Annotated in this window: 32 protein-coding genes; all 32 read right to left on the reverse strand. The window is 54.7% G+C overall.

The features are described from left to right. Window positions 1-5: 5 nt before the first annotated feature. Window positions 6-1,007: a DNA-directed RNA polymerase subunit alpha gene (locus ACP7C6_RS28010; RefSeq protein ID WP_003176403.1), complete on the reverse strand. Its 1,002-nt coding sequence runs from the start codon at window positions 1,005-1,007 to the stop codon at window positions 6-8. Window positions 1,008-1,029: 22 nt separating this feature from the next. After that, the gene (gene rpsD / locus ACP7C6_RS28015) at window positions 1,030-1,650 is read right to left on the reverse strand and encodes a 30S ribosomal protein S4 (RefSeq protein WP_003176404.1); all 621 of its coding nucleotides are present in this window, start codon (window positions 1,648-1,650) and stop codon (window positions 1,030-1,032) included. Window positions 1,651-1,668: 18 nt separating this feature from the next. Beyond that, the gene (rpsK, locus tag ACP7C6_RS28020) at window positions 1,669-2,058 is read right to left on the reverse strand and encodes a 30S ribosomal protein S11 (protein ID WP_002555466.1); all 390 of its coding nucleotides are present in this window, start codon (window positions 2,056-2,058) and stop codon (window positions 1,669-1,671) included. Between the two features lie 30 nt (window positions 2,059-2,088). Beyond that, on the reverse strand, window positions 2,089-2,445 hold the full coding sequence (gene rpsM / locus ACP7C6_RS28025; protein WP_003194635.1) for a 30S ribosomal protein S13: 357 nt from the start codon (window positions 2,443-2,445) through the stop codon (window positions 2,089-2,091). Between the two features lie 129 nt (window positions 2,446-2,574). After that, complete coding sequence (gene rpmJ, locus ACP7C6_RS28030; protein ID WP_002555468.1) at window positions 2,575-2,691, reverse strand: 50S ribosomal protein L36; 117 nt, start codon at window positions 2,689-2,691, stop codon at window positions 2,575-2,577. Window positions 2,692-2,719: 28 nt separating this feature from the next. Continuing rightward, window positions 2,720-4,048, reverse strand: coding sequence for a preprotein translocase subunit SecY (gene secY, locus ACP7C6_RS28035; RefSeq protein ID WP_003194637.1), 1,329 nt, complete (start codon window positions 4,046-4,048; stop codon window positions 2,720-2,722). Further along, window positions 4,049-4,486, reverse strand: a complete 438-nt coding sequence (gene rplO, locus ACP7C6_RS28040; protein WP_003176407.1) for a 50S ribosomal protein L15 — start codon at window positions 4,484-4,486, stop codon at window positions 4,049-4,051. Between the two features lie 3 nt (window positions 4,487-4,489). Next, complete coding sequence (gene rpmD / locus ACP7C6_RS28045) at window positions 4,490-4,666, reverse strand: 50S ribosomal protein L30 (protein ID WP_003186033.1); 177 nt, start codon at window positions 4,664-4,666, stop codon at window positions 4,490-4,492. Window positions 4,667-4,668: 2 nt separating this feature from the next. Then, a complete protein-coding gene (gene rpsE, locus ACP7C6_RS28050; RefSeq protein ID WP_003176409.1) occupies window positions 4,669-5,169 on the reverse strand; it encodes a 30S ribosomal protein S5 in 501 nt (166 codons plus the stop codon). Window positions 5,170-5,172: 3 nt separating this feature from the next. After that, window positions 5,173-5,523 carry a 50S ribosomal protein L18 gene (gene rplR / locus ACP7C6_RS28055; protein WP_003186037.1) on the reverse strand — a complete coding sequence of 117 codons (351 nt, stop codon included), beginning with the start codon at window positions 5,521-5,523 and terminating at the stop codon, window positions 5,173-5,175. 10 nt (window positions 5,524-5,533) lie between these two features. Beyond that, entirely contained in the window at window positions 5,534-6,067 is a 534-nt protein-coding gene (gene rplF, locus ACP7C6_RS28060; protein ID WP_003194640.1) for a 50S ribosomal protein L6, read from the reverse strand. 12 nt (window positions 6,068-6,079) lie between these two features. Continuing rightward, complete coding sequence (rpsH, locus tag ACP7C6_RS28065; RefSeq protein WP_010206883.1) at window positions 6,080-6,472, reverse strand: 30S ribosomal protein S8; 393 nt, start codon at window positions 6,470-6,472, stop codon at window positions 6,080-6,082. A 206-nt stretch (window positions 6,473-6,678) separates the two neighbouring features. Then, window positions 6,679-6,984, reverse strand: coding sequence for a 30S ribosomal protein S14 (rpsN, locus tag ACP7C6_RS28070; protein WP_003176414.1), 306 nt, complete (start codon window positions 6,982-6,984; stop codon window positions 6,679-6,681). 13 nt (window positions 6,985-6,997) lie between these two features. Next, window positions 6,998-7,537, reverse strand: coding sequence for a 50S ribosomal protein L5 (rplE, locus tag ACP7C6_RS28075; protein WP_003194642.1), 540 nt, complete (start codon window positions 7,535-7,537; stop codon window positions 6,998-7,000). Between the two features lie 22 nt (window positions 7,538-7,559). Continuing rightward, the gene (rplX, locus tag ACP7C6_RS28080) at window positions 7,560-7,874 is read right to left on the reverse strand and encodes a 50S ribosomal protein L24 (RefSeq protein WP_003176416.1); all 315 of its coding nucleotides are present in this window, start codon (window positions 7,872-7,874) and stop codon (window positions 7,560-7,562) included. Between the two features lie 11 nt (window positions 7,875-7,885). Further along, on the reverse strand, window positions 7,886-8,254 hold the full coding sequence (rplN, locus tag ACP7C6_RS28085) for a 50S ribosomal protein L14 (protein WP_002555479.1): 369 nt from the start codon (window positions 8,252-8,254) through the stop codon (window positions 7,886-7,888). Window positions 8,255-8,277: 23 nt separating this feature from the next. Then, on the reverse strand, window positions 8,278-8,544 hold the full coding sequence (rpsQ, locus tag ACP7C6_RS28090) for a 30S ribosomal protein S17 (RefSeq protein WP_003176419.1): 267 nt from the start codon (window positions 8,542-8,544) through the stop codon (window positions 8,278-8,280). 2 nt (window positions 8,545-8,546) lie between these two features. Next, window positions 8,547-8,738: a 50S ribosomal protein L29 gene (rpmC, locus tag ACP7C6_RS28095; RefSeq protein WP_002555481.1), complete on the reverse strand. Its 192-nt coding sequence runs from the start codon at window positions 8,736-8,738 to the stop codon at window positions 8,547-8,549. Then, a complete protein-coding gene (gene rplP, locus ACP7C6_RS28100) occupies window positions 8,738-9,151 on the reverse strand; it encodes a 50S ribosomal protein L16 (RefSeq protein ID WP_003176421.1) in 414 nt (137 codons plus the stop codon). The genes rpmC and rplP overlap by 1 nt, the downstream gene beginning before the upstream one ends. A 12-nt stretch (window positions 9,152-9,163) precedes the next feature. Continuing rightward, window positions 9,164-9,850 (reverse strand): 30S ribosomal protein S3, encoded by a 687-nt coding sequence (gene rpsC, locus ACP7C6_RS28105; protein WP_003176422.1) that lies wholly within the window; start codon window positions 9,848-9,850, stop codon window positions 9,164-9,166. 13 nt (window positions 9,851-9,863) lie between these two features. Continuing rightward, a complete protein-coding gene (gene rplV / locus ACP7C6_RS28110) occupies window positions 9,864-10,196 on the reverse strand; it encodes a 50S ribosomal protein L22 (protein ID WP_003103908.1) in 333 nt (110 codons plus the stop codon). Between the two features lie 11 nt (window positions 10,197-10,207). Next, the gene (rpsS, locus tag ACP7C6_RS28115; RefSeq protein ID WP_003232420.1) at window positions 10,208-10,483 is read right to left on the reverse strand and encodes a 30S ribosomal protein S19; all 276 of its coding nucleotides are present in this window, start codon (window positions 10,481-10,483) and stop codon (window positions 10,208-10,210) included. Window positions 10,484-10,499: 16 nt separating this feature from the next. Further along, window positions 10,500-11,324, reverse strand: a complete 825-nt coding sequence (gene rplB / locus ACP7C6_RS28120) for a 50S ribosomal protein L2 (protein WP_003186055.1) — start codon at window positions 11,322-11,324, stop codon at window positions 10,500-10,502. Window positions 11,325-11,338: 14 nt separating this feature from the next. After that, window positions 11,339-11,638 (reverse strand): 50S ribosomal protein L23, encoded by a 300-nt coding sequence (gene rplW / locus ACP7C6_RS28125; protein ID WP_002555488.1) that lies wholly within the window; start codon window positions 11,636-11,638, stop codon window positions 11,339-11,341. After that, window positions 11,635-12,237 carry a 50S ribosomal protein L4 gene (gene rplD, locus ACP7C6_RS28130; RefSeq protein WP_003176424.1) on the reverse strand — a complete coding sequence of 201 codons (603 nt, stop codon included), beginning with the start codon at window positions 12,235-12,237 and terminating at the stop codon, window positions 11,635-11,637. The genes rplW and rplD overlap by 4 nt, the downstream gene beginning before the upstream one ends. Window positions 12,238-12,249: 12 nt before the next feature. After that, window positions 12,250-12,885, reverse strand: a complete 636-nt coding sequence (gene rplC, locus ACP7C6_RS28135; protein WP_003194649.1) for a 50S ribosomal protein L3 — start codon at window positions 12,883-12,885, stop codon at window positions 12,250-12,252. A gap of 81 nt (window positions 12,886-12,966) precedes the next feature. After that, window positions 12,967-13,278 (reverse strand): 30S ribosomal protein S10, encoded by a 312-nt coding sequence (gene rpsJ, locus ACP7C6_RS28140; RefSeq protein WP_003186070.1) that lies wholly within the window; start codon window positions 13,276-13,278, stop codon window positions 12,967-12,969. A gap of 159 nt (window positions 13,279-13,437) precedes the next feature. After that, the gene (gene tuf, locus ACP7C6_RS28145) at window positions 13,438-14,631 is read right to left on the reverse strand and encodes an elongation factor Tu (RefSeq protein ID WP_003176426.1); all 1,194 of its coding nucleotides are present in this window, start codon (window positions 14,629-14,631) and stop codon (window positions 13,438-13,440) included. Between the two features lie 30 nt (window positions 14,632-14,661). Beyond that, window positions 14,662-16,767 (reverse strand): elongation factor G, encoded by a 2,106-nt coding sequence (fusA, locus tag ACP7C6_RS28150; protein WP_010206921.1) that lies wholly within the window; start codon window positions 16,765-16,767, stop codon window positions 14,662-14,664. Between the two features lie 30 nt (window positions 16,768-16,797). Beyond that, window positions 16,798-17,268, reverse strand: a complete 471-nt coding sequence (gene rpsG, locus ACP7C6_RS28155; protein ID WP_002555493.1) for a 30S ribosomal protein S7 — start codon at window positions 17,266-17,268, stop codon at window positions 16,798-16,800. Between the two features lie 118 nt (window positions 17,269-17,386). Next, window positions 17,387-17,758: a 30S ribosomal protein S12 gene (gene rpsL, locus ACP7C6_RS28160; protein WP_002555494.1), complete on the reverse strand. Its 372-nt coding sequence runs from the start codon at window positions 17,756-17,758 to the stop codon at window positions 17,387-17,389. 216 nt (window positions 17,759-17,974) lie between these two features. Further along, window positions 17,975-22,174: a DNA-directed RNA polymerase subunit beta' gene (gene rpoC / locus ACP7C6_RS28165; RefSeq protein ID WP_028618132.1), complete on the reverse strand. Its 4,200-nt coding sequence runs from the start codon at window positions 22,172-22,174 to the stop codon at window positions 17,975-17,977. Window positions 22,175-22,216 lie beyond the last annotated feature (42 nt).

A 22,216-nucleotide genomic window follows, 5' to 3' on the forward strand; every position in this document is an offset into this window, starting at 1 on the left:
GACGATCAGGCAGTCGCCTTGTCGTCCTTCTTAAGACTTGCAGGCGGCCAGTTGTCGAGGCGCATGCCGAGGGACAGACCGCGGGAGGCCAGAACGTCCTTGATTTCAGTCAAGGATTTCTTGCCCAGGTTCGGAGTCTTCAACAGTTCTACTTCGGTACGCTGAATCAGGTCGCCGATGTAGTAAATGTTTTCCGCCTTAAGGCAGTTAGCCGAACGTACAGTCAGTTCCAGATCGTCAACCGGGCGAAGCAGGATCGGATCGATCTCGTCTTCCTGCTCGATTACCACTGGTTCGCTGTCACCTTTGAGGTCGACGAACGCAGCCAACTGCTGTTGCAGGATGGTTGCAGCGCGGCGGATAGCCTCTTCAGGATCCAGAGTACCGTTGGTTTCCAGATCAATAACCAGCTTGTCCAGGTTAGTACGCTGCTCGACACGGGCGTTTTCCACCACGTATGCGATACGGCGAACCGGGCTGAACGAAGAGTCAAGCTGCAAGCGACCAATGCTGCGGCTTTCATCTTCATCGCTCTGACGCGAGTCGGCCGGTTCATAACCACGACCACGAGCTACGGTGAGCTTCATGTTCAGGGCGCCGTTAGACGCCAGGTTAGCGATTACGTGATCGGGGTTAACGATCTCGACATCATGATCCAGCTGAATATCGGCAGCGGTAACCACCCCCGAACCCTTCTTCGACAAGGTCAGCGTAACTTCGTCACGGCCGTGCAGCTTGATAGCCAGACCTTTAAGGTTCAACAGGATTTCAATTACGTCTTCCTGTACACCTTCGATGGCGCTGTACTCGTGGAGCACACCGTCAATCTCGGCCTCGACTACTGCACAGCCGGGCATTGAGGACAACAGGATGCGGCGCAGCGCGTTGCCCAGGGTGTGGCCAAAACCACGCTCGAGAGGCTCGAGAGTAATTTTGGCGCGGGTTGGACTGACAACCTGCACATCAATGTGGCGGGGTGTCAGGAACTCATTTACCGAAATCTGCATGGATGCACCTATTTTCTAGCCCTTACTTGGAGTAGAGCTCGACAATCAGGCTTTCGTTGATGTCGGCGGACAGATCACTGCGAGCAGGAACGTTCTTGAAAACGCCCGACTTCTTCTCAGTGTCTACTTCTACCCATTCTACGCGGCCACGTTGGGCACACAGATCGAGAGCTTGGACAATGCGAAGTTGGTTTTTTGCTTTCTCGCGAACTGCGACCACGTCACCAGCACGAACCTGGTAGGACGGAACGTTTACGGTCTGACCGTTAACGCTGATCGACTTGTGCGATACCAACTGACGGGATTCGGCACGAGTCGAACCAAAGCCCATACGGTATACAACGTTGTCCAGACGGCATTCGAGCAGTTGCAGCAGGTTTTCACCGGTTGCACCTTTCTTGCCAGCAGCTTCTTTGTAGTAGCCGCTGAACTGACGCTCGAGAACGCCGTAGATACGACGGACCTTCTGCTTTTCACGCAGTTGGGTGCCGTAATCGGACTGGCGACCGCGGCGTTGGCCGTGGATACCAGGTGCTGCTTCAATGTTGCACTTCGATTCGATCGCGCGCACGCCGCTCTTCAGGAAGAGATCGGTGCCTTCGCGACGAGCGAGTTTGCATTTTGGACCAATGTAACGAGCCATTCTTTACAATCTCCTGGATTACACGCGGCGCTTCTTCGGCGGACGGCACCCGTTGTGCGGGATTGGCGTCACGTCGGTGATGCTGGCGATCTTATAGCCACAGCCGTTCAAAGCACGGACAGCAGACTCACGACCTGGACCTGGACCCTTGACGTTAACGTCGAGGTTTTTCAGGCCATATTCCAGCGCAGCTTGACCAGCACGTTCAGCAGCTACTTGAGCAGCAAACGGGGTGGACTTGCGGGAACCGCGGAAACCCGAACCACCGGAGGTAGCCCAAGAAAGCGCGTTACCTTGACGGTCGGTGATGGTCACGATTGTGTTGTTAAAAGAAGCATGGATGTGGGCGATGCCATCAACCACTGTCTTTTTAACTTTTTTACGAGGACGAGCAGCAGGTTTTGCCATGATAATTTTCCTGTCGATTCGCTGGGGCGATTACTTGCGGATCGGCTTACGCGGACCTTTACGGGTACGCGCGTTAGTCTTGGTACGCTGACCGCGTACTGGAAGACCACGACGATGACGCAGACCGCGATAGCAACCGAGGTCCATCAAACGCTTGATTTTCATGTTGATTTCGCGACGCAGGTCACCTTCAGTGGTGAACTTCGCCACTTCGCCACGCAGCTGTTCAATCTGCTCGTCGCTCAGATCCTTGATCTTAGCGGCTGGGTTTACCCCAGCAACTGCGCAAATTTTCTGCGCAGTAGTGCGACCAACACCATAGATGTAGGTCAGCGAGATAACAGTGTGCTTGTTATCTGGAATGTTAACGCCTGCAATACGGGCCATTCAGTGGGACTCCAATTGACAGCTACCTACGCCCCGGAAGCCAAGAAATAGGGCGCGAGATAATATCGCTGTAATAACAAATAATCAACCCGGCAGCGCACTAGCTGCCGGGCTTCAAGCGGATCACACTCAGCCTTGGCGCTGTTTGTGACGCGGTTCCGCGCTGCAAATTACTCGAACAACACCTTCGCGGCGAATAATCTTGCAGTTACGGCACAGCTTTTTCACCGATGCACGAACTTTCATCACCAACTCCTCGAACCTTATGGGGTACTCAGCGCAACATGCCGCTGCCGTAGCCCTTCAGGTTGGCTTTCTTCATCAGGGATTCGTACTGGTGCGAAACGAGGTGCGATTGTACTTGGGACATGAAGTCCATCACAACCACGACCACGATCAGCAACGAGGTCCCGCCAAGGTAGAACGGAACGTTTGCTGCAACCACCAGAAACTGGGGCAACAAGCACACGGCCGTCATATATAGAGCACCGAACAGGGTCAAACGAGTCAGAACGCCATCAATGTAGCGTGCAGACTGCTCACCTGGACGGATGCCCGGAATAAAGGCACCGGACTTCTTCAGGTTTTCCGCTACGTCTTTCGGATTGAACATCAACGCCGTATAGAAGAAGCAGAAGAAAATAATCCCTGCACTAAACAGCAGAATATTCAACGGCTGACCAGGAGCGATCGACTGAGAGAGGTCCTGCAGCCAGCCCATGTTTTCGGACTGACCAAACCAGGTACCCAACGAAGCCGGAAACAGCAAAATGCTGCTCGCGAAAATTGCCGGAATAACACCGGCCATATTCACTTTCAGCGGCAAGTGGCTGGTCTGCGCAGCAAAAACCTTACGGCCCTGCTGACGCTTGGCGTAGTGAACAGCAATACGACGCTGGCCACGCTCAATGAACACCACAAAACCGATAATCGCTACTGCCAGCAAACCGATGGCAACCAGGGCGAAAATGTTGATATCACCCTGACGTGCAGACTCGAAAGACTGCCCGATCGCTCTCGGAAGACCGGCGACGATACCTGCGAAAATCAACATCGAGATACCGTTGCCAACACCACGCTCAGTAATCTGCTCACCCAGCCACATCATGAACATCGCACCAGCCACAAATGTGGATACCGCGACGAAATGGAAGCCAAAGTCACCAGTGAACGCAACGCCCTGCCCTGCCAGGCCAACGGACATGCCGATAGCTTGAACCAAGGCGAGGACGACAGTGCCGTAGCGGGTGTACTGGCTAATCTTGCGACGGCCAGCTTCACCTTCCTTCTTCAACTGCTCCAGCTGCGGGCTGACGGCGGTCATCAATTGCATGATGATCGATGCCGAAATGTACGGCATGATCCCCAGTGCAAAGATGCTCATCCGTTCCAGCGCGCCGCCGGAAAACATGTTGAACAAGCTAAGAATGGTCCCCTCATTCTGTCGAAACAGGTCTGCGAGTCGGTCCGGGTTGATACCTGGAACCGGGATGTGTGCGCCTATTCGGTAGACGATAATCGCCAGGAACAGAAAACGCAGACGAGCCCAAAGTTCAGACATACCGCCTTTGCCGAGCGCTGAGAGAGCACCTTGCTTAGCCATTTATTCCTCGAACTTGCCGCCAGCTGCTTCGATAGCCGAACGCGCACCTTTGGTGGCGCCGATTCCCTTGCCGATAGTGACAGCGCGAGTCACTTCACCGGACAGCATGATTTTCACACGCTGTACGTTGACGTTGATCACGTTGGCATCTTTCAGGGTCTGCACAGTAACGATGTCGCCTTCCACTTTAGCCAGCTCGGACAGACGCACTTCTGCGCGGTCCATGGCCTTCAGGGATACGAAACCGAACTTAGGCAGGCGACGATGCAGCGGCTGTTGACCGCCTTCAAAGCCTGGAGCAATGGTGCCACCGGAGCGGGAGGTTTGACCTTTGTGGCCACGGCCACCAGTCTTACCCAAACCGCTACCGATACCACGGCCCGGACGATGCTTTTCGCGACGGGAACCCGGCGCTGGACTCAGATCATTGAGTTTCATCGATTAACCCTCTACACGCAGCATGTAGTAAGCCTTGTTGATCATCCCGCGATTCTCGGGAGTATCCAGGACTTCTACAGTGTGACCGATGCGACGCAGACCCAGACCTTTAACACACAGTTTGTGGTTAGGGATGCGGCCGGTCATGCTTTTGATCAGCGTTACTTTAACGGTAGCCATGATCAGAAGATCTCCTTGACAGTCAGACCACGCTTGGCAGCGATGGACTCAGGAGATTGCATAGCTTTCAAACCTTTGAAAGTGGCGTGAACCACGTTTACCGGGTTAGTCGAGCCATAGCACTTGGCCAGAACGTTCTGAACGCCAGCAACTTCGAGGACAGCACGCATAGCGCCGCCAGCGATGATACCGGTACCTTCAGAAGCCGGCTGCATGTACACCTTCGAAGCGCCATGGGCGGACTTCATTGCGTACTGCAGAGTGGTGCCGTTCAGATCAACTTGGATCATGTTGCGACGAGCAGCTTCCATTGCCTTCTGGATCGCAGCAGGCACTTCACGTGACTTGCCACGGCCGAAGCCAACACGGCCTTTACCATCACCTACCACGGTCAACGCGGTGAAGGTGAAGATACGGCCGCCTTTAACGGTTTTGGCTACGCGGTTAACTTGAACCAGCTTCTCAATGTAGCCTTCGTCGCGCTTTTGGTCGTTATTTGACATAACTTAGAACTCCAGCCCAGCTTCACGAGCAGCATCAGCCAGCGCTTTCACGCGACCGTGGTACTTGAAGCCAGAGCGGTCGAAAGCCACTTGCGAGACGCCAGCGGCCTTAGCACGCGTAGCGACCAGCTGGCCAACCTTTGTGGCCGCGTCGATGTTGCCAGTGGCACCATCACGCAGTTCTTTATCCAAAGTCGAGGCGCTTGCCAGGACTTTGTTGCCGTCGGCCGAGATGACCTGGGCGTAGATGTGCTGCGACGAGCGGAACACGCAGAGACGCACGACTTCGAGTTCGTGCATTTTCAGGCGTGCTTTGCGAGCGCGACGCAGTCGAGTAACTTTTTTGTCGGTCATTTGCTATGCCCTACTTCTTCTTGGCTTCTTTACGACGGACGACTTCGTCCGCGTAGCGCACACCTTTGCCTTTGTACGGCTCTGGTGGACGGAAGTCGCGGATCTCAGCGGCCACTTGACCTACCAGCTGCTTATCGATGCCCTTGATCAGGATATCGGTCTGGCTAGGGGTCTCAGCAGTGATGCCCGCTGGCAGTTCGTAATCCACAGGGTGCGAGAAGCCAAGGGCCAGGTTCAAAACCGTGCCTTTTGCTTGCGCTTTGTAACCAACACCGACCAGCTGGAGCTTACGCTCGAAGCCTTGGCTTACGCCTTGGACCATGTTGTTTACCAACGCACGCGTGGTACCGGCCATTGCGCGAGTTTGTTGATCGCCATTGCGAGCAGCGAAACGCAGCTCACCAGCTTCTTCAACGATCTCAACGGACGAATGGATGTTCAGTTCAAGAGTACCCTTGGCACCCTTCACCGAAAGCTGTTGGCCTGCGAATTTGACTTCGACACCGGCTGGCAGCTTAACGGGGTTCTTAGCGACGCGAGACATGCTTATCCCCCCTTAGAACACAGTGCAAAGAACTTCGCCGCCGACACCGGCAGCGCGCGCAGCACGATCCGTCATCACACCTTTGTTGGTGGAGACGATAGACACGCCCAGACCGCCACGAACTTTCGGCAGATCTTCAGCGGACTTGTACTGACGCAGGCCTGGACGGCTAACGCGCTTCACTTCCTCGATGACCGAACGGCCTTCGAAGTACTTCAGCTCGATGGACAGCAGTGCTTTTACATCGCTGCTGATCTGATAACCCGCAATGTAGCCTTCGTCTTTCAGGACTTTGGCAACAGCTACCTTCAACTTGGAAGATGGCATGCTTACGACGGACTTTTCAGCCATCTGGGCATTACGGATACGAGTTAGCATGTCCGCTAACGGGTCCTGCATACTCATGGGCTAGACGCTCCTAATACAAAAAAATTAGCCTTGCGGCTACATATGTCGCCGAGAATCTCCGGGTAAAAAACACGGGCTCAGGCGAGCCGCGTATTTTAGACACACTCCGGAAATGAAACAAGCCCCAAAAGGGGCTTGTTCCAGATTCAAGGTCACCGGCGGTCAGTATCTTGCGATATTGGCCACCTGGACGTTGAAAGTACTTACCAGCTGGCTTTAACCAGACCTGGTACGTCACCACGCATTGCCGCTTCACGCAGTTTGTTACGGCCGAGGCCGAACTTGCGGTAAACGCCGTGTGGACGACCGGTCAGGCGGCAGCGGTTACGCATGCGCGAAGCGCTTGCGTCACGTGGCTGCTTCTGCAGGGCAACTGTAGCTTCCCAACGTGCTTCTGGACTTGCGTTCAGATCAACGATGATTGCTTTCAGTGCTGCACGCTTCTTGGCGTACTTGGCAACCGTGAGCTGACGCTTCAGCTCGCGGTTTTTCATGCTCATCTTGGCCATGGTCCTACTCCAATCAGTTGCGGAACGGGAATTTGAAAGCACGCAACAGGGCGCGACCTTCATCATCGTTCTTGGCAGTGGTGGTCAGGGTGATGTCCAGACCGCGGAGAGCATCGATCTTGTCGTAGTCGATTTCCGGGAAGATGATCTGCTCTTTCACGCCCATGCTGTAGTTACCACGACCATCGAAGGACTTGGCATTCAGGCCGCGGAAGTCGCGAACCCGAGGCAGGGAGATCGACAGCAGACGATCCAGGAACTCGTACATACGCTCACGGCGCAGGGTCACTTTGACGCCGATCGGCCAACCTTCACGGACTTTAAAGCCAGCGATGGATTTCCGAGCGTAGGTCACAACGACTTTCTGGCCGGTGATCTTTTCAAGGTCAGCAACAGCGTGCTCGATGACTTTTTTGTCGCCGATCGCTTCGCCCAGACCCATGTTCAGGGTGATTTTGGTAACGCGCGGAACTTCCATCACGTTCCCAAGCTTAAGTTCTTCCTTAAGCTTAGGGGCGATTTCCTTCCGGTAAATCTCTTGTAGTCGTGCCATGGTCTAATCTACCTAGCAGTGTTCAAGCATCAACCGCTTTTTGGGTCGACTTGAAGACACGAATTTTCTTACCGTCTTCTACTTTGAAACCAACGCGGTCAGCCTTGTTGGTTTCGCCGTTGAAGATGGCGACGTTAGAAGCATCCAGCGGAGCTTCTTTCTCGACGATACCGCCCTGCACGCCCGACATCGGGTTAGGCTTGGTATGACGCTTGACCAGGTTCAGACCACCGATAACCAGACGGTTATTAGCGAGAACCTTAAGCACCTTACCGCGCTTACCTTTGTCTTTGCCGGCGATCACGATGATCTCGTCGTCACGACGAATCTTTTGCATGTCGGATCTCCTTACAGCACTTCTGGGGCGAGCGAGACGATCTTCATGAACTTCTCAGTACGAAGTTCACGGGTCACTGGCCCAAAGATACGGGTGCCGATCGGCTCTTGCTTGTTGTTCAGAAGAACAGCAGCGTTGCCATCAAAGCGGATAATGGAGCCATCAGCACGACGTACGCCGTGACGAGTGCGGACTACAACAGCAGTCATCACTTGGCCTTTTTTCACTTTACCGCGAGGAATTGCTTCCTTCACGGTAACTTTGATGATGTCACCGATACCAGCGTAACGACGATGGGAGCCACCCAGCACCTTGATGCACATAACGCGGCGAGCGCCGCTGTTATCGGCCACATCGAGCATGGATTGAGTCTGAATCATATAATTTCTCCGACCCCTAGTCCTTAGACTTCCACAGCGCGTTCGAGAACATCAACCAGTGCCCAAGACTTGGTCTTGGCCAGCGGACGAGTTTCACGAATAGTGACTTTGTCGCCGATGTGGCACTGATTGGTTTCGTCGTGCGCGTGCAGCTTAGTCGAACGCTTAACATATTTACCGTAGATCGGGTGCTTAACGCGACGCTCGATCAGAACGGTGATGGTTTTGTCCATCTTGTCGCTGACAACACGGCCAGTCAGCGTACGGACAGTCTTTTCGGCTTCAGCCATGATCACTTACCTGCCTGCTGGTTGAGCACAGTCTTCACGCGAGCGATGTCACGCTTAACTTGCGAGAGCAGATGAGACTGCCCCAACTGGCCAGTTGCTTTCTGCATACGCAGATTGAACTGGTCGCGCAGCAGGCCGAGCAGTTGCTCGTTCAGCTGCTGTGCGGATTTTTCACGAAGTTCATTCGCTTTCATCACATCACCGTCCGTTTAACAAAGGAGGTGGCGAGCGGCAGCTTTGCAGCAGCCAGGGCGAAAGCCTCACGCGCCAGCTCTTCAGAAACACCCTCGATTTCATACAGGACTTTGCCTGGCTGAATCTGGGCTACCCAGTATTCCACGTTACCCTTACCTTTACCCATCCGAACCTCGAGAGGCTTTTTGGAGATCGGCTTGTCCGGGAATACACGGATCCAGATCTTGCCGCCACGTTTTACGTGACGGGTCAGAGCACGACGCGCTGACTCGATCTGACGAGCGGTGAGACGACCACGAGCTACAGACTTCAGCGCGAACTCGCCGAAGCTGACTTTGCTACCGCGCTGAGCCAGACCACGGTTGTGGCCTGTCATCTGCTTGCGGAACTTCGTACGCTTAGGTTGCAACATTTGGCGTACCCCTTACTTAGCAGCTTTTTTACGAGGCGCTGGTGCTTGTGGTTTCAGTTCTTCTTGGCGACCACCAATTACTTCGCCTTTGAAGATCCAAACCTTTACACCGATCACACCGTAAGTGGTGTGAGCTTCGTAGTTGGCATAGTCGATGTCGGCACGCAGGGTGTGCAGTGGCACACGACCTTCGCGATACCATTCAGTACGTGCGATTTCAGCACCGCCGAGACGACCGCTCACTTGGATTTTGATGCCTTTGGCACCAATGCGCATGGCGTTCTGTACAGCGCGCTTCATAGCGCGACGGAACATTACGCGACGCTCCAGCTGCTGAGCTACGCTCTGCGCAACCAGCATACCGTCGAGTTCCGGCTTGCGGATCTCTTCGATATTGATGTGCACAGGCACACCCATTTGCTTGGTCAGGTCCTGACGCAGTTTCTCAACATCTTCACCTTTCTTCCCGATAACGATACCTGGACGAGCGGTGTGGATGGTGATACGTGCAGTTTGGGCCGGACGATGGATATCGATACGGCTTACGGACGCGCTTTTTAGTTTGTCTTGGAGATACTCACGCACCTTCAGATCAGCGAACAAATAGTCCGCATAAGTCCGACCGTCTGCGTACCAGACGGAGGTGTGCTCCTTGACGATTCCCAGGCGAATGCCAATGGGATGTACTTTCTGACCCATCTCTTCGACTCCGTTACTTGTCAGCAACCTTGACAGTGATATGGCAAGACCGCTTGACGATGCGATCAGCACGGCCTTTGGCACGTGGCATGATGCGCTTCAGCGAACGCCCTTCGTTGACGAAAACGGTGCTGACCTTCAGGTCATCAACGTCTGCGCCTTCGTTATGCTCGGCGTTGGCTACGGCCGACTCCAGCACTTTCTTCATGATCTCGGCGGCTTTCTTACTGCTGAAAGCCAACAGGTTGAGCGCTTCGCCCACCTTCTTCCCGCGGATCTGGTCGGCGACCAAGCGGGCTTTCTGGGCGGAGATTCGAGCGCCCGACAACTTAGCGGCTACTTCCATTTCCTAACCCCTTAACGCTTGGCTTTCTTGTCTGCCACGTGCCCACGATAAGTGCGGGTACCGGCAAACTCGCCTAGTTTGTGGCCGACCATGTCTTCGTTCACGAGAACTGGGACGTGCAAGCGACCGTTGTGTACAGCGATGGTCAGACCGACCATTTGTGGCAGGATCATCGAACGACGCGACCAGGTCTTAACTGGTTTGCGATCGTTCTTTTCCGCCGCCACTTCGATCTTCTTCAGTAGGTGAAGATCAATAAAAGGACCTTTTTTCAGAGAACGTGGCACTGTCGTATCCCTCTATTTACTTGCGACGACGGACGATCATTTTGTCGGTACGCTTATTACCACGAGTCTTCGCGCCCTTAGTCGGGAAGCCCCATGGCGATACCGGATGACGACCACCAGAGGTACGACCTTCACCACCACCGTGTGGGTGGTCAACCGGGTTCATGGCAACACCACGAACGGTTGGGCGAACGCCACGCCAGCGTTTGGCACCAGCTTTACCCAGCGAACGCAGGCTGTGCTCGGAGTTCGAGACTTCGCCCAGGGTCGCGCGGCATTCAGCCAGCACTTTACGCATCTCACCAGAACGCAGACGCAGGGTCACGTAGACACCTTCACGAGCGATCAGCTGAGCCGAAGCACCAGCGGAACGAGCGATTTGCGCGCCTTTACCTGGCTTCAATTCGATGCCGTGTACGGTGCTACCAACTGGAATGTTGCGCAGTTGCAGAGCGTTGCCCGGCTTGATCGGTGCCAAAGCACCTGCGATCAGCTGGTCGCCAGCGCTCACGCCTTTAGGGGCGATGATGTAGCGACGCTCGCCATCTGCGTACAGCAGCAGAGCGATGTGAGCAGTACGGTTTGGATCGTATTCGATACGCTCGACAGTGGCAGCGATGCCATCTTTGTCGTTGCGACGGAAATCGACCAGACGATAATGCTGCTTATGGCCACCACCGATGTGACGAGTGGTAATACGACCATTGTTGTTACGACCACCAGACTTCGATTTTTTCTCGAGCAGCGGTGCGTGAGGAGCGCCTTTATGCAGCTCCTGGTTGACCACCTTGACCACAAAACGGCGGCCAGGGGAAGTCGGTTTGCATTTAACGATTGCCATGATGCACCCCTTCCTTACTCAGCACTGCTGCTGAAATCGAGATCTTGGCCTGGCTGAAGGGAGATAACTGCCTTCTTCCAGTCATTACGCTTGCCCAGACCGCGAGCAGTGCGCTTGCTCTTACCCAGAACATTCAGGGTAGTAACACGCTCTACTTTCACGCTGAACAGGCTTTCGACGGCCTTCTTGATTTCCAGCTTGGTTGCGTCAGTTGCAACCTTGAAAACGAACTGGCCTTTCTTGTCAGCCAGAACCGTAGCCTTTTCGGAAACGTGCGGGCCAAGCAGAACTTTAAATACGCGTTCCTGGTTCATCCCAGCAGCTCCTCGAATTTCTTCACGGCCGACACGGTGATCAACACCTTGTCGTATGCGATCAGACTAACTGGATCGGAACCTTGCACGTCACGTACATCAACGTGTGGCAGGTTGCGAGCAGCCAGGTACAGGTTCTGATCAACAGCTTCCGACACGATCAAAACGTCGGTCAGGCTCATGTTGTTCAGTTTGCCCAGCAGATCTTTGGTTTTCGGGCTCTCAACAGCGAAGTCCTGAACCACGACCAGACGGTCAGTACGCACGAGTTCAGCAAGGATGGAGCGCAGAGCTGCGCGATACATCTTCTTGTTGAGCTTCTGCGAGTGATCCTGCGGACGAGCTGCGAAAGTGGTACCACCGCCACGCCAGATTGGGCTACGGATAGTACCGGCACGAGCACGGCCAGTACCTTTCTGACGCCAAGGGCGCTTACCGCCACCACGAACGTCGGAACGGGTCTTTTGCTGCTTGCTGCCTTGACGGCCGCCGGCCATGTAGGCCACGACTGCTTGGTGAACCAGCGTCTCGTTGAACTCGCCGCCAAACGTCAGTTCGGAAACTTCGATCGCTTGAGCGTCATTTACATTTAATTGCATGTCAGCTTCCCCTTAACCGCGAGCCTTGGCCGCCGGACGTACAACCAGGTTGCCGCCAGTAGCGCCAGGAACAGCACCCTTGACCAACAACAGATTGCGTTCAGCGTCGACGCGCACTACTTCGAGGGACTGCACGGTCACGCGCTCAGCGCCCATATGACCGGACATTTTTTTGCCCTTGAATACACGACCAGGAGTCTGGCACTGGCCAATAGAGCCCGGGACGCGGTGGGAAACGGAGTTACCGTGAGTGTTGTCTTGGCCACGGAAATTCCAACGCTTGATCGTACCCTGGAAGCCTTTACCTTTGGACTGACCGGTTACATCAACCAGTTGACCAGCAGCGAAGATTTCAGCGTTGATCAGATCGCCAGCCTGGTAGTCGCCGTCTTCGAGACGGAACTCCATAACAGTGCGACCAGCTGCAACGTTTGCTTTAGCGAAGTGACCTGCTTGAGCAGCAGTCACGCGCGAAGCACGACGCTCGCCGACAGTGACTTGCACTGCACGATAGCCATCGGTCTCTTCAGTTTTGAACTGGGTGACGCGATTCGGCTCGATCTCAATGACCGTGACCGGAATGGAGACACCTTCTTCGGTGAAAATACGGGTCATACCGCATTTACGACCGACTACACCAATAGTCATGTTGTAAACCTCATGAGTGTACGGGGCTTTCACCCGCTATGGCCGCCCATTTCAGAGCGTTACACGACTAAGACCCAAGTCTTAGCCGAGGCTGATCTGTACTTCCACACCGGCCGCCAGATCGAGCTTCATAAGTGCATCAACGGTTTTATCCGTTGGCTGGACGATGTCCAGTACGCGCTTATGAGTACGGATCTCGTACTGGTCACGCGCGTCTTTGTTGACGTGCGGGGAGACCAGAACGGTGAACCGCTCTTTACGGGTAGGCAGTGGAATTGGACCACGCACTTGTGCACCAGTACGTTTCGCGGTTTCCACGATTTCCTGGGTGGATTGGTCGATCAGGCGATGGTCAAAAGCCTTCAACCTGATACGGATTTGCTGATTTTGCATTGGATTTCAGACTCCGGCTGCTATTCCCAGCGAGCGCAATACGCCCGTTAAAAGGAGGCGCAATTCTATAGACGGCCCTGATAGGTGTCAACCCAATAAAAAAGGCCCCCGCTGAGCGGGGGCCTTTTCAAAACATCAGAGCTATCTCAGAAGAGATAATTACTCGATGATTTTAGCTACAACGCCAGCACCAACGGTACGGCCGCCTTCACGGATTGCGAAACGCAGACCGTCTTCCATAGCGATGGTTTTGATCAGGGTGACAACCATTTTGATGTTGTCGCCTGGCATTACCATTTCTACGCCTTCCGGCAGTTCGCAGTTACCAGTTACGTCGGTAGTACGGAAGTAGAACTGTGGACGGTAGCCTTTGAAGAACGGAGTGTGACGACCGCCTTCTTCTTTGCTCAGCACGTACACTTCAGCTTCGAACTTGGTGTGCGGCTTAACCGAACCTGGCTTAACCAGAACCTGGCCACGCTCAACGTCGTCACGCTTGGTACCACGCAGCAGAACGCCGCAGTTCTCGCCAGCACGACCTTCGTCGAGCAGTTTACGGAACATTTCAACACCGGTGCAGGTGGTGACGGTAGTGTCACGCAGACCAACGATTTCCAGTGGATCTTGAACCTTAACGATACCGCGCTCGATACGACCAGTTACAACAGTACCGCGACCGGAGATCGAGAATACGTCTTCGATTGGCATCAGGAACGGCTTGTCGATAACACGGACTGGATCTGGGATGTAGCTGTCCAGAGTCTCAACCAGTTTACGAACGGACGTGGTGCCCATTTCGTTGTCGTCTTTGCCTTCCAGAGCCATACGAGCAGAACCGATGATGATCGGAGTGTCGTCGCCTGGGAAGTCGTAAGTGCTCAGCAGATCGCGCACTTCCATCTCAACCAGTTCCAGCAGCTCAGCGTCGTCTACCAGGTCAGCCTTGTTCAGGTAAACCACGATGTACGGAACGCCTACCTGACGGGACAGCAGGATGTGCTCACGGGTTTGTGGCATCGGACCATCAGCGGCCGAGCAAACCAGGATAGCGCCGTCCATTTGAGCAGCACCGGTGATCATGTTCTTCACATAGTCAGCGTGACCTGGGCAGTCAACGTGAGCGTAGTGACGGATCAGCGAGTTGTATTCAACGTGCGCGGTGTTGATGGTGATACCACGAGCTTTTTCTTCTGGTGCGCTGTCGATTTTATCGAAATCAACGATTGCGGAACCGAAAACTTCGGAGCAAACGCGAGTCAGAGCAGCAGTCAGAGTGGTTTTACCGTGGTCAACGTGACCGATGGTGCCAACGTTGACGTGCGGTAGGGAACGATCAAATTTTTCTTTAGCCACGACAATTAACTCCTTGCCTAAAGGACTGAATCAGCCTTGTTTTTTGGATACAGTTTCAGCGATGTGCGCCGGAGCTGTGTTGTATTTTTTGAATTCCATAGAGTAGCTTGCGCGACCCTGGGACATGGAGCGAACGTCGGTCGCATAACCGAACATCTCACCCAGCGGAACCTCGGCGCGAATCACTTTGCCGGAAACCGTGTCTTCCATACCCAAGATCATGCCGCGACGACGGTTAAGGTCGCCCATGACATCACCCATATAGTCTTCAGGTGTAACAACTTCTACCGCCATGATTGGCTCAAGCAACTCACCACCGCCCTTCTGGGCCAGTTGCTTGGTTGCCATGGAAGCAGCCACCTTAAACGCCATCTCGTTGGAGTCGACGTCGTGGTAAGAACCATCAAAAACGGTTGCTTTCAGGCCGATCAGCGGATAGCCGGCAACAACACCGTTCTTCATCTGCTCTTCGATACCCTTCTGGATGGCAGGGATGTATTCCTTAGGAACAACACCACCTACCACTTCGTTCACGAATTGCAGACCTTCCTGACCTTCGTCAGCAGGAGCAAAACGGATCCAGCAGTGACCGAACTGACCACGACCGCCGGACTGACGAACGAACTTGCCTTCGATTTCACAGTTCTTCGTGATGCGCTCACGATAGGAAACCTGAGGCTTACCGATGTTGGCTTCGACGTTGAACTCACGGCGCATCCGGTCAACCAGGATGTCCAGGTGCAGCTCGCCCATGCCGGAGATGATCGTTTGACCAGTCTCTTCATCAGTCTTGACGCGGAAAGATGGATCTTCCTGAGCAAGTTTGCCCAGAGCGATACCCATTTTTTCCTGGTCATCCTTGGTCTTAGGCTCTACGGCAACCGAAATAACCGGCTCCGGGAAGTCCATACGAACCAGGATGATTGGCTTGGCAGCGTCGCACAAAGTCTCACCAGTGGTGACGTCCTTCATGCCGATCAGGGCCGCGATGTCACCAGCGCGCACTTCCTTGATCTCTTCACGGGCGTTTGCGTGCATTTGCACCATACGACCCACGCGCTCTTTCTTGCCTTTAACCGAGTTGATCACGCCGTCGCCGGAGGCCAACACGCCCGAGTAAACGCGGACGAAGGTCAAAGTACCCACGAATGGGTCAGTTGCGATCTTGAACGCCAGAGCCGAGAAAGGCTCGCTGTCATCGGCGTGACGCTCCATCTCTTCTTCCTCGTTATCAGGGTTGGTACCCTTGATAGCAGGAATGTCGGTTGGAGCCGGCAGGTAGTCGATAACGGCGTCGAGAACCAGGGGAACACCCTTGTTCTTGAACGAAGAACCGCAAACAGCCAAGACGATCTCACCAGCAATAGTACGCTGACGCAGAGCAGCCTTGATTTCCACGTTGGTGAGTTCTTCACCTTCGAGGTACTTGTTCATCAGCTCTTCGCTGGCTTCGGCAGCAGCCTCAACCATATTGTTGCGCCACTCGTCAGCCAGTTCCTGCAACTCTGCAGGGATAGGCTTACGAACAGGAACCATACCTTTGTCGGAATCATTCCAGTAAACAGCTTCCATATTGATCAGATCGATCTGACCCTGGAAGTTGTCCTCGGAACCGATAGCCAATTGAATTGGCACCGGGGTGTGACCCAGACGCTGCTTGATCTGACCGATCACGCGCAGGAAGTTGGCACCAGCACGGTCCATCTTGTTTACGTAAACAAGACGTGGAACGCCGTACTTGTTGGCTTGACGCCATACGGTTTCCGACTGAGGCTCAACACCCGAGGTACCGCAGAACACAACGACAGCGCCGTCGAGTACGCGCAGGGAACGTTCAACTTCAATGGTGAAGTCTACGTGGCCTGGGGTATCGATTACGTTGAAGCGATGCTCGTCTTTGTACTGCTTCTCGGAACCTTTCCAGAAGGCGGTAATAGCAGCAGAAGTAATGGTAATACCACGCTCCTGCTCCTGAACCATCCAGTCTGTGGTCGCGGCGCCGTCATGCACCTCGCCCATTTTGTGACTTTTGCCGGTGTAAAACAGTACGCGCTCGGTGGTGGTGGTTTTACCAGCATCCACGTGAGCAACGATACCGATGTTACGGTAGCGGCTAATCGGAGTAGTACGAGCCATAAAGCCCTCGCAAAATTAGTGAAGCTAAGATTAGAAGCGGTAGTGCGAGAAAGCTTTGTTAGCTTCAGCCATACGGTGCACGTCTTCACGCTTCTTAACAGCAGCACCTTTACCTTCAGCAGCGTCCAACAGCTCGCCGGCCAAACGCAGAGCCATAGACTTCTCGCCGCGCTTACGGGCGAAGTCTACCAACCAGCGCATTGCCAGAGCGTTACGACGGGACGGGCGAACTTCGACCGGAACCTGGTAAGTAGCACCGCCTACACGGCGCGACTTCACTTCGACCAGCGGAGCGATGGCGTCGAGAGCTTTCTCGAAGATTTCCAGGGGGTCGCTGTTCTTGCGTTCTTTAACCTTTTCCAGCGCGCCATAAACGATACGCTCGGCAACGGCTTTCTTGCCGCTTTCCATCACGTGGTTCATGAACTTGGCCAGGATTTGGCTTCCGTATTTTGGATCGTCAAGCACTTCGCGCTTGGCTGCTACGCGTCTTCTTGGCATGGATAAGCCCTCAAACGGTCTTCAGGTTCGTTCGGAATCGGTGCCCTTGCGGGACGCCTCCGACCTTACTCTTATCGACTCAGAAAATAAGATGATTCAGTTTTACAAAAAGCCGCTACTACTTAGGCTTCTTGGTACCGTACTTCGAACGACCCTGGTTACGACCTTTAACGCCGGAAGTATCCAAGGAGCCGCGTACGGTGTGGTAACGAACACCTGGCAAGTCTTTTACACGACCGCCGCGGATCAGTACCACGCTGTGCTCTTGCAGGTTGTGACCTTCACCACCGATGTACGAGGAAACCTCGAAACCGTTGGTCAGGCGCACACGGCATACTTTACGCAGTGCCGAGTTAGGTTTTTTCGGCGTGGTGGTATACACACGGGTGCATACGCCACGACGTTGCGGGCAGTTCTGCAGCGCAGGTACGTCGGATTTCTCGACGATACGCTTACGCGGCTGACGTACCAGCTGGTTGATAGTTGCCATCTACTAGCTCCACTGTTGTCTTGCGACGCTATTGTCTTGCAAGAAAAGCAAAATGGCAGGAACGAATTCCCGCCAAATTTAGGGGTACAAGAGTCTAAAGAGGATCTTGCCCCCAGTCAAGGCAAGGCCCCGACATCCCCACTCCCCGAACCGGGGCAAAAATGCCTCGATCCGACGAGTGGGGCTGCCGGGGCCCAGACTTATCTAGTGCAGAACTCAGTTACCGCTAGAGTTCAGCGCTTCGGTCAGTGCAGCTTCCACTTCACTGGCGCTTACGCGCAGCGGCTTGTCAGCATCACGGCGACGCTTACGCTCGCTGTGGTAAGCCAAACCGGTACCGGCCGGGATCAGACGACCCACAACCACGTTCTCTTTCAGGCCGCGCAGGTAATCGCGCTTGCCGGTTACCGCTGCTTCGGTCAGTACACGAGTGGTCTCCTGGAAGGAGGCCGCCGAGATGAACGACTCAGTGGACAACGACGCCTTGGTGATACCCAGCAGCACGCGAGTGAACTTGGAGACAAACTTGTCTTCCGCGCCCAGACGCTCGTTCTCTACCAGTACGTGAGTCAGTTCCATCTGGTCGCCCTTGATGAAACTGGAATCGCCGGATTCAGCGATCTCAACTTTACGCAGCATCTGACGCAGGATGGTCTCGATGTGCTTATCGTTGATCTTCACGCCCTGCAGGCGGTAAACGTCCTGGATCTCGTTAACGATGTACTTGGCCAGCGCACTCACACCCAGCAGACGCAGGATGTCGTGTGGATCGCTCGGGCCGTCGGAGATAACTTCGCCGCGGTTTACCTGTTCGCCCTCGAAGACGTTCAGGTGACGCCACTTCGGAATCAGCTCTTCGTACGGATCGGTACCGTCGTTCGGAGTAATGACCAGACGGCGCTTGCCCTTGGTCTCTTTACCGAACGCGATGGTGCCGCTGACTTCAGCCAGAATCGACGCTTCTTTCGGACGACGCGCTTCGAACAAGTCGGCAACACGCGGCAGACCACCGGTGATGTCTCGAGTTTTCGAAGTCTCTTGCGGGATACGCGCGATAACATCACCGATCGCGATCTTCGCACCATCCGCTACACCGACCAGGGCGTTGGCTGGCAGGAAGTACTGAGCGATTACGTCAGTGCCTGGCAGCAACAAGTCCTTGCCGTTGTCATCGACCATCTTCACGGCAGGACGGATGTCTTTACCGGCAGCTGGACGATCTTTCGCGTCGAGTACTTCAATGTTGGTCATACCGGTCAATTCGTCAGTCTGACGCTTGATCGTGATGCCTTCTTCCATGCCCACGTAGGTCACGGTACCTTTCATTTCGGTAACGATTGGGTGAGTGTGCGGATCCCACTTGGCCACGATTGCGCCAGCGTCGACCTTGTCACCTTCTTTAACCGAAATCACAGCACCGTACGGCAGCTTGTAACGCTCGCGCTCACGACCGTAGTCATCAGCGATTGCCAGCTCACCGGAACGGGACACAGCAACCAGGTGGCCATCCACTCGCTCAACGTGTTTCAGGTTGTGCAGACGGACGGTACCGCCATTCTTCACCTGAACGCTGTCGGCTGCGGAGGTCCGGCTTGCCGCACCACCGATGTGGAACGTACGCATGGTCAGCTGGGTACCCGGCTCACCGATGGACTGGGCAGCGATAACGCCGACCGCTTCACCGATGTTCACCTGGTGACCACGAGCCAAGTCACGGCCGTAGCACTTGGCACAGATGCCGTAGCGGGTTTCGCAGCTGATCGGCGAGCGAACGATCACTTCGTCGATGCTGTTGAGCTCGATGAACTCGACCCACTTCTCGTCTACCAGGGTGCCGGCAGGAACAATAACTTCCTCGGTACCTGGCTTGAATACGTCACGGGCAATAACACGACCCAATACGCGCTCACCCAGCGGCTCTACAACGTCACCGCCTTCAATGTGCGGTGTCATCAGCAGGCCATGCTCGGTGCCGCAATCGATCTCGGTTACAACCAGATCTTGTGCAACGTCTACCAGACGACGAGTCAGGTAACCGGAGTTAGCAGTTTTCAACGCGGTATCCGCAAGACCCTTACGAGCACCGTGAGTCGAGATGAAGTACTGGAGTACGCTCAAACCTTCACGGAAGTTCGCAGTAATCGGCGTTTCGATGATGGAGCCGTCCGGCTTGGCCATCAAGCCACGCATACCGGCGAGCTGACGGATCTGCGCAGCAGAACCCCGTGCGCCCGAGTCAGCCATCATGTACATCGAGTTGAAGGACTCTTGGTCAACTTCGTCGCCGTGACGGTCGATGACTTTCTCTTTCGAGAGGTTGGCCATCATCGCCTTGGAAACTTCGTCGTTCGCCTTCGACCAGAGGTCGATTACCTTGTTGTACTTCTCGCCCTGGGTTACCAGGCCGGAGGCGTACTGGCTTTCGATCTCTTTCACTTCATCGGTTGCAGCCGCGATGATGCGAGCTTTTTCATCCGGGATAACGAAGTCGTTAACACCGATGGAAACGCCGGAGATGGTCGAATAAGCAAAACCGGTGTACATCAACTGGTCAGCGAAGATCACGGTCTCTTTCAAACCAACCACGCGGTAGCACTGGTTGATCAGCTTGGAGATCGCCTTTTTCTTCATCGGCAGGTTGACGACGTCGTACGACAGACCTTTTGGCACAACCTGGTACAACAGCGCACGGCCGACAGTGGTGTCGACGATACGAGTGTTGCTCACGCTGCCGCCGTCACGGTCGTTGACGGTTTCGTTGATCCGCACTTTGACCTTGGCGTGCAGTGCGGCTTCGCCGGCACGGAACACACGGTCAACTTCTTGCAGGTCAGCGAACACACGACCTTCGCCTTTGGCGTTGATCGCTTCACGGGTCATGTAGTACAGACCCAGTACAACGTCCTGCGACGGAACGATGATTGGCTCACCGTTGGCTGGCGACAGGATGTTGTTGGTCGACATCATCAACGCACGCGCTTCCAACTGGGCTTCCAGTGTCAGCGGTACGTGCACGGCCATTTGGTCGCCGTCGAAGTCGGCGTTGTACGCAGCACAGACCAGAGGGTGCAGCTGGATAGCCTTACCTTCGATCAGTACCGGTTCAAACGCCTGGATCCCCAGACGGTGAAGGGTCGGTGCACGGTTGAGGAGAACCGGGTGTTCGCGGATCACTTCAGCGAGAACGTCCCAAACCTCAGGCAGTTCGCGCTCGACCATTTTCTTGGCCGCTTTGATGGTGGTCGCGAGACCGCGCATTTCCAGCTTGCCGAAGATGAATGGCTTGAACAGCTCAAGTGCCATCTTCTTAGGCAGACCGCACTGGTGCAGACGCAGGGTCGGGCCTACGGTAATTACCGAACGACCGGAGTAGTCAACACGCTTACCGAGCAAGTTCTGACGGAAACGACCTTGCTTACCCTTGATCATGTCAGCCAAGGATTTCAGAGGACGCTTGTTCGAACCGGTGATAGCGCGGCCACGACGACCGTTGTCGAGCAGGGCATCGACAGCTTCTTGCAACATACGCTTTTCGTTGCGCACGATGATGTCCGGAGCGGACAGATCAAGCAGACGCTTCAAGCGGTTGTTACGGTTGATCACGCGGCGGTACAGGTCGTTGAGGTCGGACGTCGCGAAACGACCACCGTCCAACGGTACCAGCGGACGCAGGTCTGGCGGCAGAACCGGCAGAACGGTCAGCACCATCCACTCTGGCAAGTTGCCGGAACCCTGGAAGGCTTCCATCAACTTCAGACGCTTGGACAGTTTCTTGATCTTGGTTTCGGAGTTGGTTTGCGGAATTTCTTCACGCAGGCGGCCAATCTCGTGTTCCAGGTCGATAGCGTGCAGCAGTTCGCGGACAGCTTCGGCACCCATGCGGGCATCGAAATCGTCACCGAATTCTTCCAGCGCTTCGAAGTACTGCTCGTCGTTCAGCAACTGACCTTTTTCAAGGGTGGTCATGCCTGGATCGATAACGACATAGCTCTCGAAGTAGAGAACGCGTTCGATATCACGCAGGGTCATGTCCATCAGCAAGCCGATACGGGACGGCAGCGATTTCAGGAACCAGATGTGAGCAACCGGCGAAGCCAGTTCGATGTGCGCCATACGCTCACGACGAACTTTAGCCAGTGCAACTTCAACGCCGCACTTCTCGCAGATCACACCACGATGCTTCAAGCGCTTGTACTTACCGCACAGGCACTCGTAATCCTTAACCGGGCCAAAGATCTTGGCGCAGAACAGGCCGTCACGCTCAGGTTTGAACGTACGGTAGTTGATGGTTTCCGGCTTTTTAACTTCACCGAACGACCACGAACGGATCATCTCAGGCGATGCCAGTCCAATACGGATGGCGTCGAACTCTTCGACTTGACCCTGGTTTTTCAGCAAATTCAGTAGGTCTTTCAAGGCCTTTCCTCCTGGCGGAGCAGAGAGCGGGCTAAACGGCCC

The organism is Pseudomonas sp. TWR1-1-4 (genome assembly GCF_049897165.1).
Lineage (GTDB): Bacteria > Pseudomonadota > Gammaproteobacteria > Pseudomonadales > Pseudomonadaceae > Aquipseudomonas > Aquipseudomonas canadensis.

Coding starts and splice junctions, on each gene's coding strand:
- rplO (WP_003176407.1), bottom strand. CDS start 4,486: ATGAAACTCAATGATCTGAGTCCAGCGCCGGGTTCCCGTCGCGAAAAG.
- rpsC (WP_003176422.1), bottom strand. CDS start 9,850: ATGGGTCAGAAAGTACATCCCATTGGCATTCGCCTGGGAATCGTCAAG.
- rplX (WP_003176416.1), bottom strand. CDS start 7,874: ATGCAAAAGATTCGTCGTGACGACGAGATCATCGTGATCGCCGGCAAA.
- rpmJ (WP_002555468.1), bottom strand. CDS start 2,691: ATGAAAGTTCGTGCATCGGTGAAAAAGCTGTGCCGTAACTGCAAGATT.
- rplD (WP_003176424.1), bottom strand. CDS start 12,237: ATGCAATTAAATGTAAATGACGCTCAAGCGATCGAAGTTTCCGAACTG.
- rpsK (WP_002555466.1), bottom strand. CDS start 2,058: ATGGCAAAACCTGCTGCTCGTCCTCGTAAAAAAGTTAAAAAGACAGTG.
- rpsL (WP_002555494.1), bottom strand. CDS start 17,758: ATGGCAACTATCAACCAGCTGGTACGTCAGCCGCGTAAGCGTATCGTC.
- rplW (WP_002555488.1), bottom strand. CDS start 11,638: ATGAACCAGGAACGCGTATTTAAAGTTCTGCTTGGCCCGCACGTTTCC.
- rplF (WP_003194640.1), bottom strand. CDS start 6,067: ATGTCTCGCGTCGCTAAGAACCCCGTTAAGCTGCCAGCCGGTGTCGAA.
- fusA (WP_010206921.1), bottom strand. CDS start 16,767: ATGGCTCGTACTACTCCGATTAGCCGCTACCGTAACATCGGTATCGTT.
- rpsH (WP_010206883.1), bottom strand. CDS start 6,472: ATGAGTATGCAGGACCCGTTAGCGGACATGCTAACTCGTATCCGTAAT.
- rplC (WP_003194649.1), bottom strand. CDS start 12,885: ATGACTATTGGTGTAGTCGGTCGTAAATGCGGTATGACCCGTATTTTC.
- rpsN (WP_003176414.1), bottom strand. CDS start 6,984: ATGGCCAAGATGAGCATGAAAAACCGCGAGCTGAAGCGTCAGCTCACG.
- rpsE (WP_003176409.1), bottom strand. CDS start 5,169: ATGTCAAATAACGACCAAAAGCGCGACGAAGGCTACATTGAGAAGCTG.
- rpsG (WP_002555493.1), bottom strand. CDS start 17,268: ATGCCAAGAAGACGCGTAGCAGCCAAGCGCGAAGTGCTTGACGATCCA.
- rpmC (WP_002555481.1), bottom strand. CDS start 8,738: ATGAAAGCGAATGAACTTCGTGAAAAATCCGCACAGCAGCTGAACGAG.
- secY (WP_003194637.1), bottom strand. CDS start 4,048: ATGGCTAAGCAAGGTGCTCTCTCAGCGCTCGGCAAAGGCGGTATGTCT.
- rpmD (WP_003186033.1), bottom strand. CDS start 4,666: ATGGCTACCGTTAAAGTAACGCTGATCAAAAGCATGACCGGCCGCATC.
- rplR (WP_003186037.1), bottom strand. CDS start 5,523: ATGACCGACAAAAAAGTTACTCGACTGCGTCGCGCTCGCAAAGCACGC.
- rpsD (WP_003176404.1), bottom strand. CDS start 1,650: ATGGCTCGTTACATTGGTCCAAAATGCAAACTCGCTCGTCGCGAAGGC.
- ACP7C6_RS28010 (WP_003176403.1), bottom strand. CDS start 1,007: ATGCAGATTTCGGTAAATGAGTTCCTGACACCCCGCCACATTGATGTG.
- rplB (WP_003186055.1), bottom strand. CDS start 11,324: ATGGCAATCGTTAAATGCAAACCGACTTCCCCTGGCCGCCGTTTTGTG.
- rpsQ (WP_003176419.1), bottom strand. CDS start 8,544: ATGGCTGAAGCCGAAAAGACTGTCCGTACGCTGACTGGCCGTGTTGTC.
- rplV (WP_003103908.1), bottom strand. CDS start 10,196: ATGGAAGTAGCCGCTAAGTTGTCGGGCGCTCGAATCTCCGCCCAGAAA.
- rplP (WP_003176421.1), bottom strand. CDS start 9,151: ATGTTGCAACCTAAGCGTACGAAGTTCCGCAAGCAGATGACAGGCCAC.
- rplN (WP_002555479.1), bottom strand. CDS start 8,254: ATGATTCAGACTCAATCCATGCTCGATGTGGCCGATAACAGCGGCGCT.
- rpsJ (WP_003186070.1), bottom strand. CDS start 13,278: ATGCAAAATCAGCAAATCCGTATCAGGTTGAAGGCTTTTGACCATCGC.
- rpsM (WP_003194635.1), bottom strand. CDS start 2,445: ATGGCCCGTATTGCAGGCGTTAACATTCCAGATAACAAGCACACTGTT.
- rplE (WP_003194642.1), bottom strand. CDS start 7,537: ATGGCACGACTACAAGAGATTTACCGGAAGGAAATCGCCCCTAAGCTT.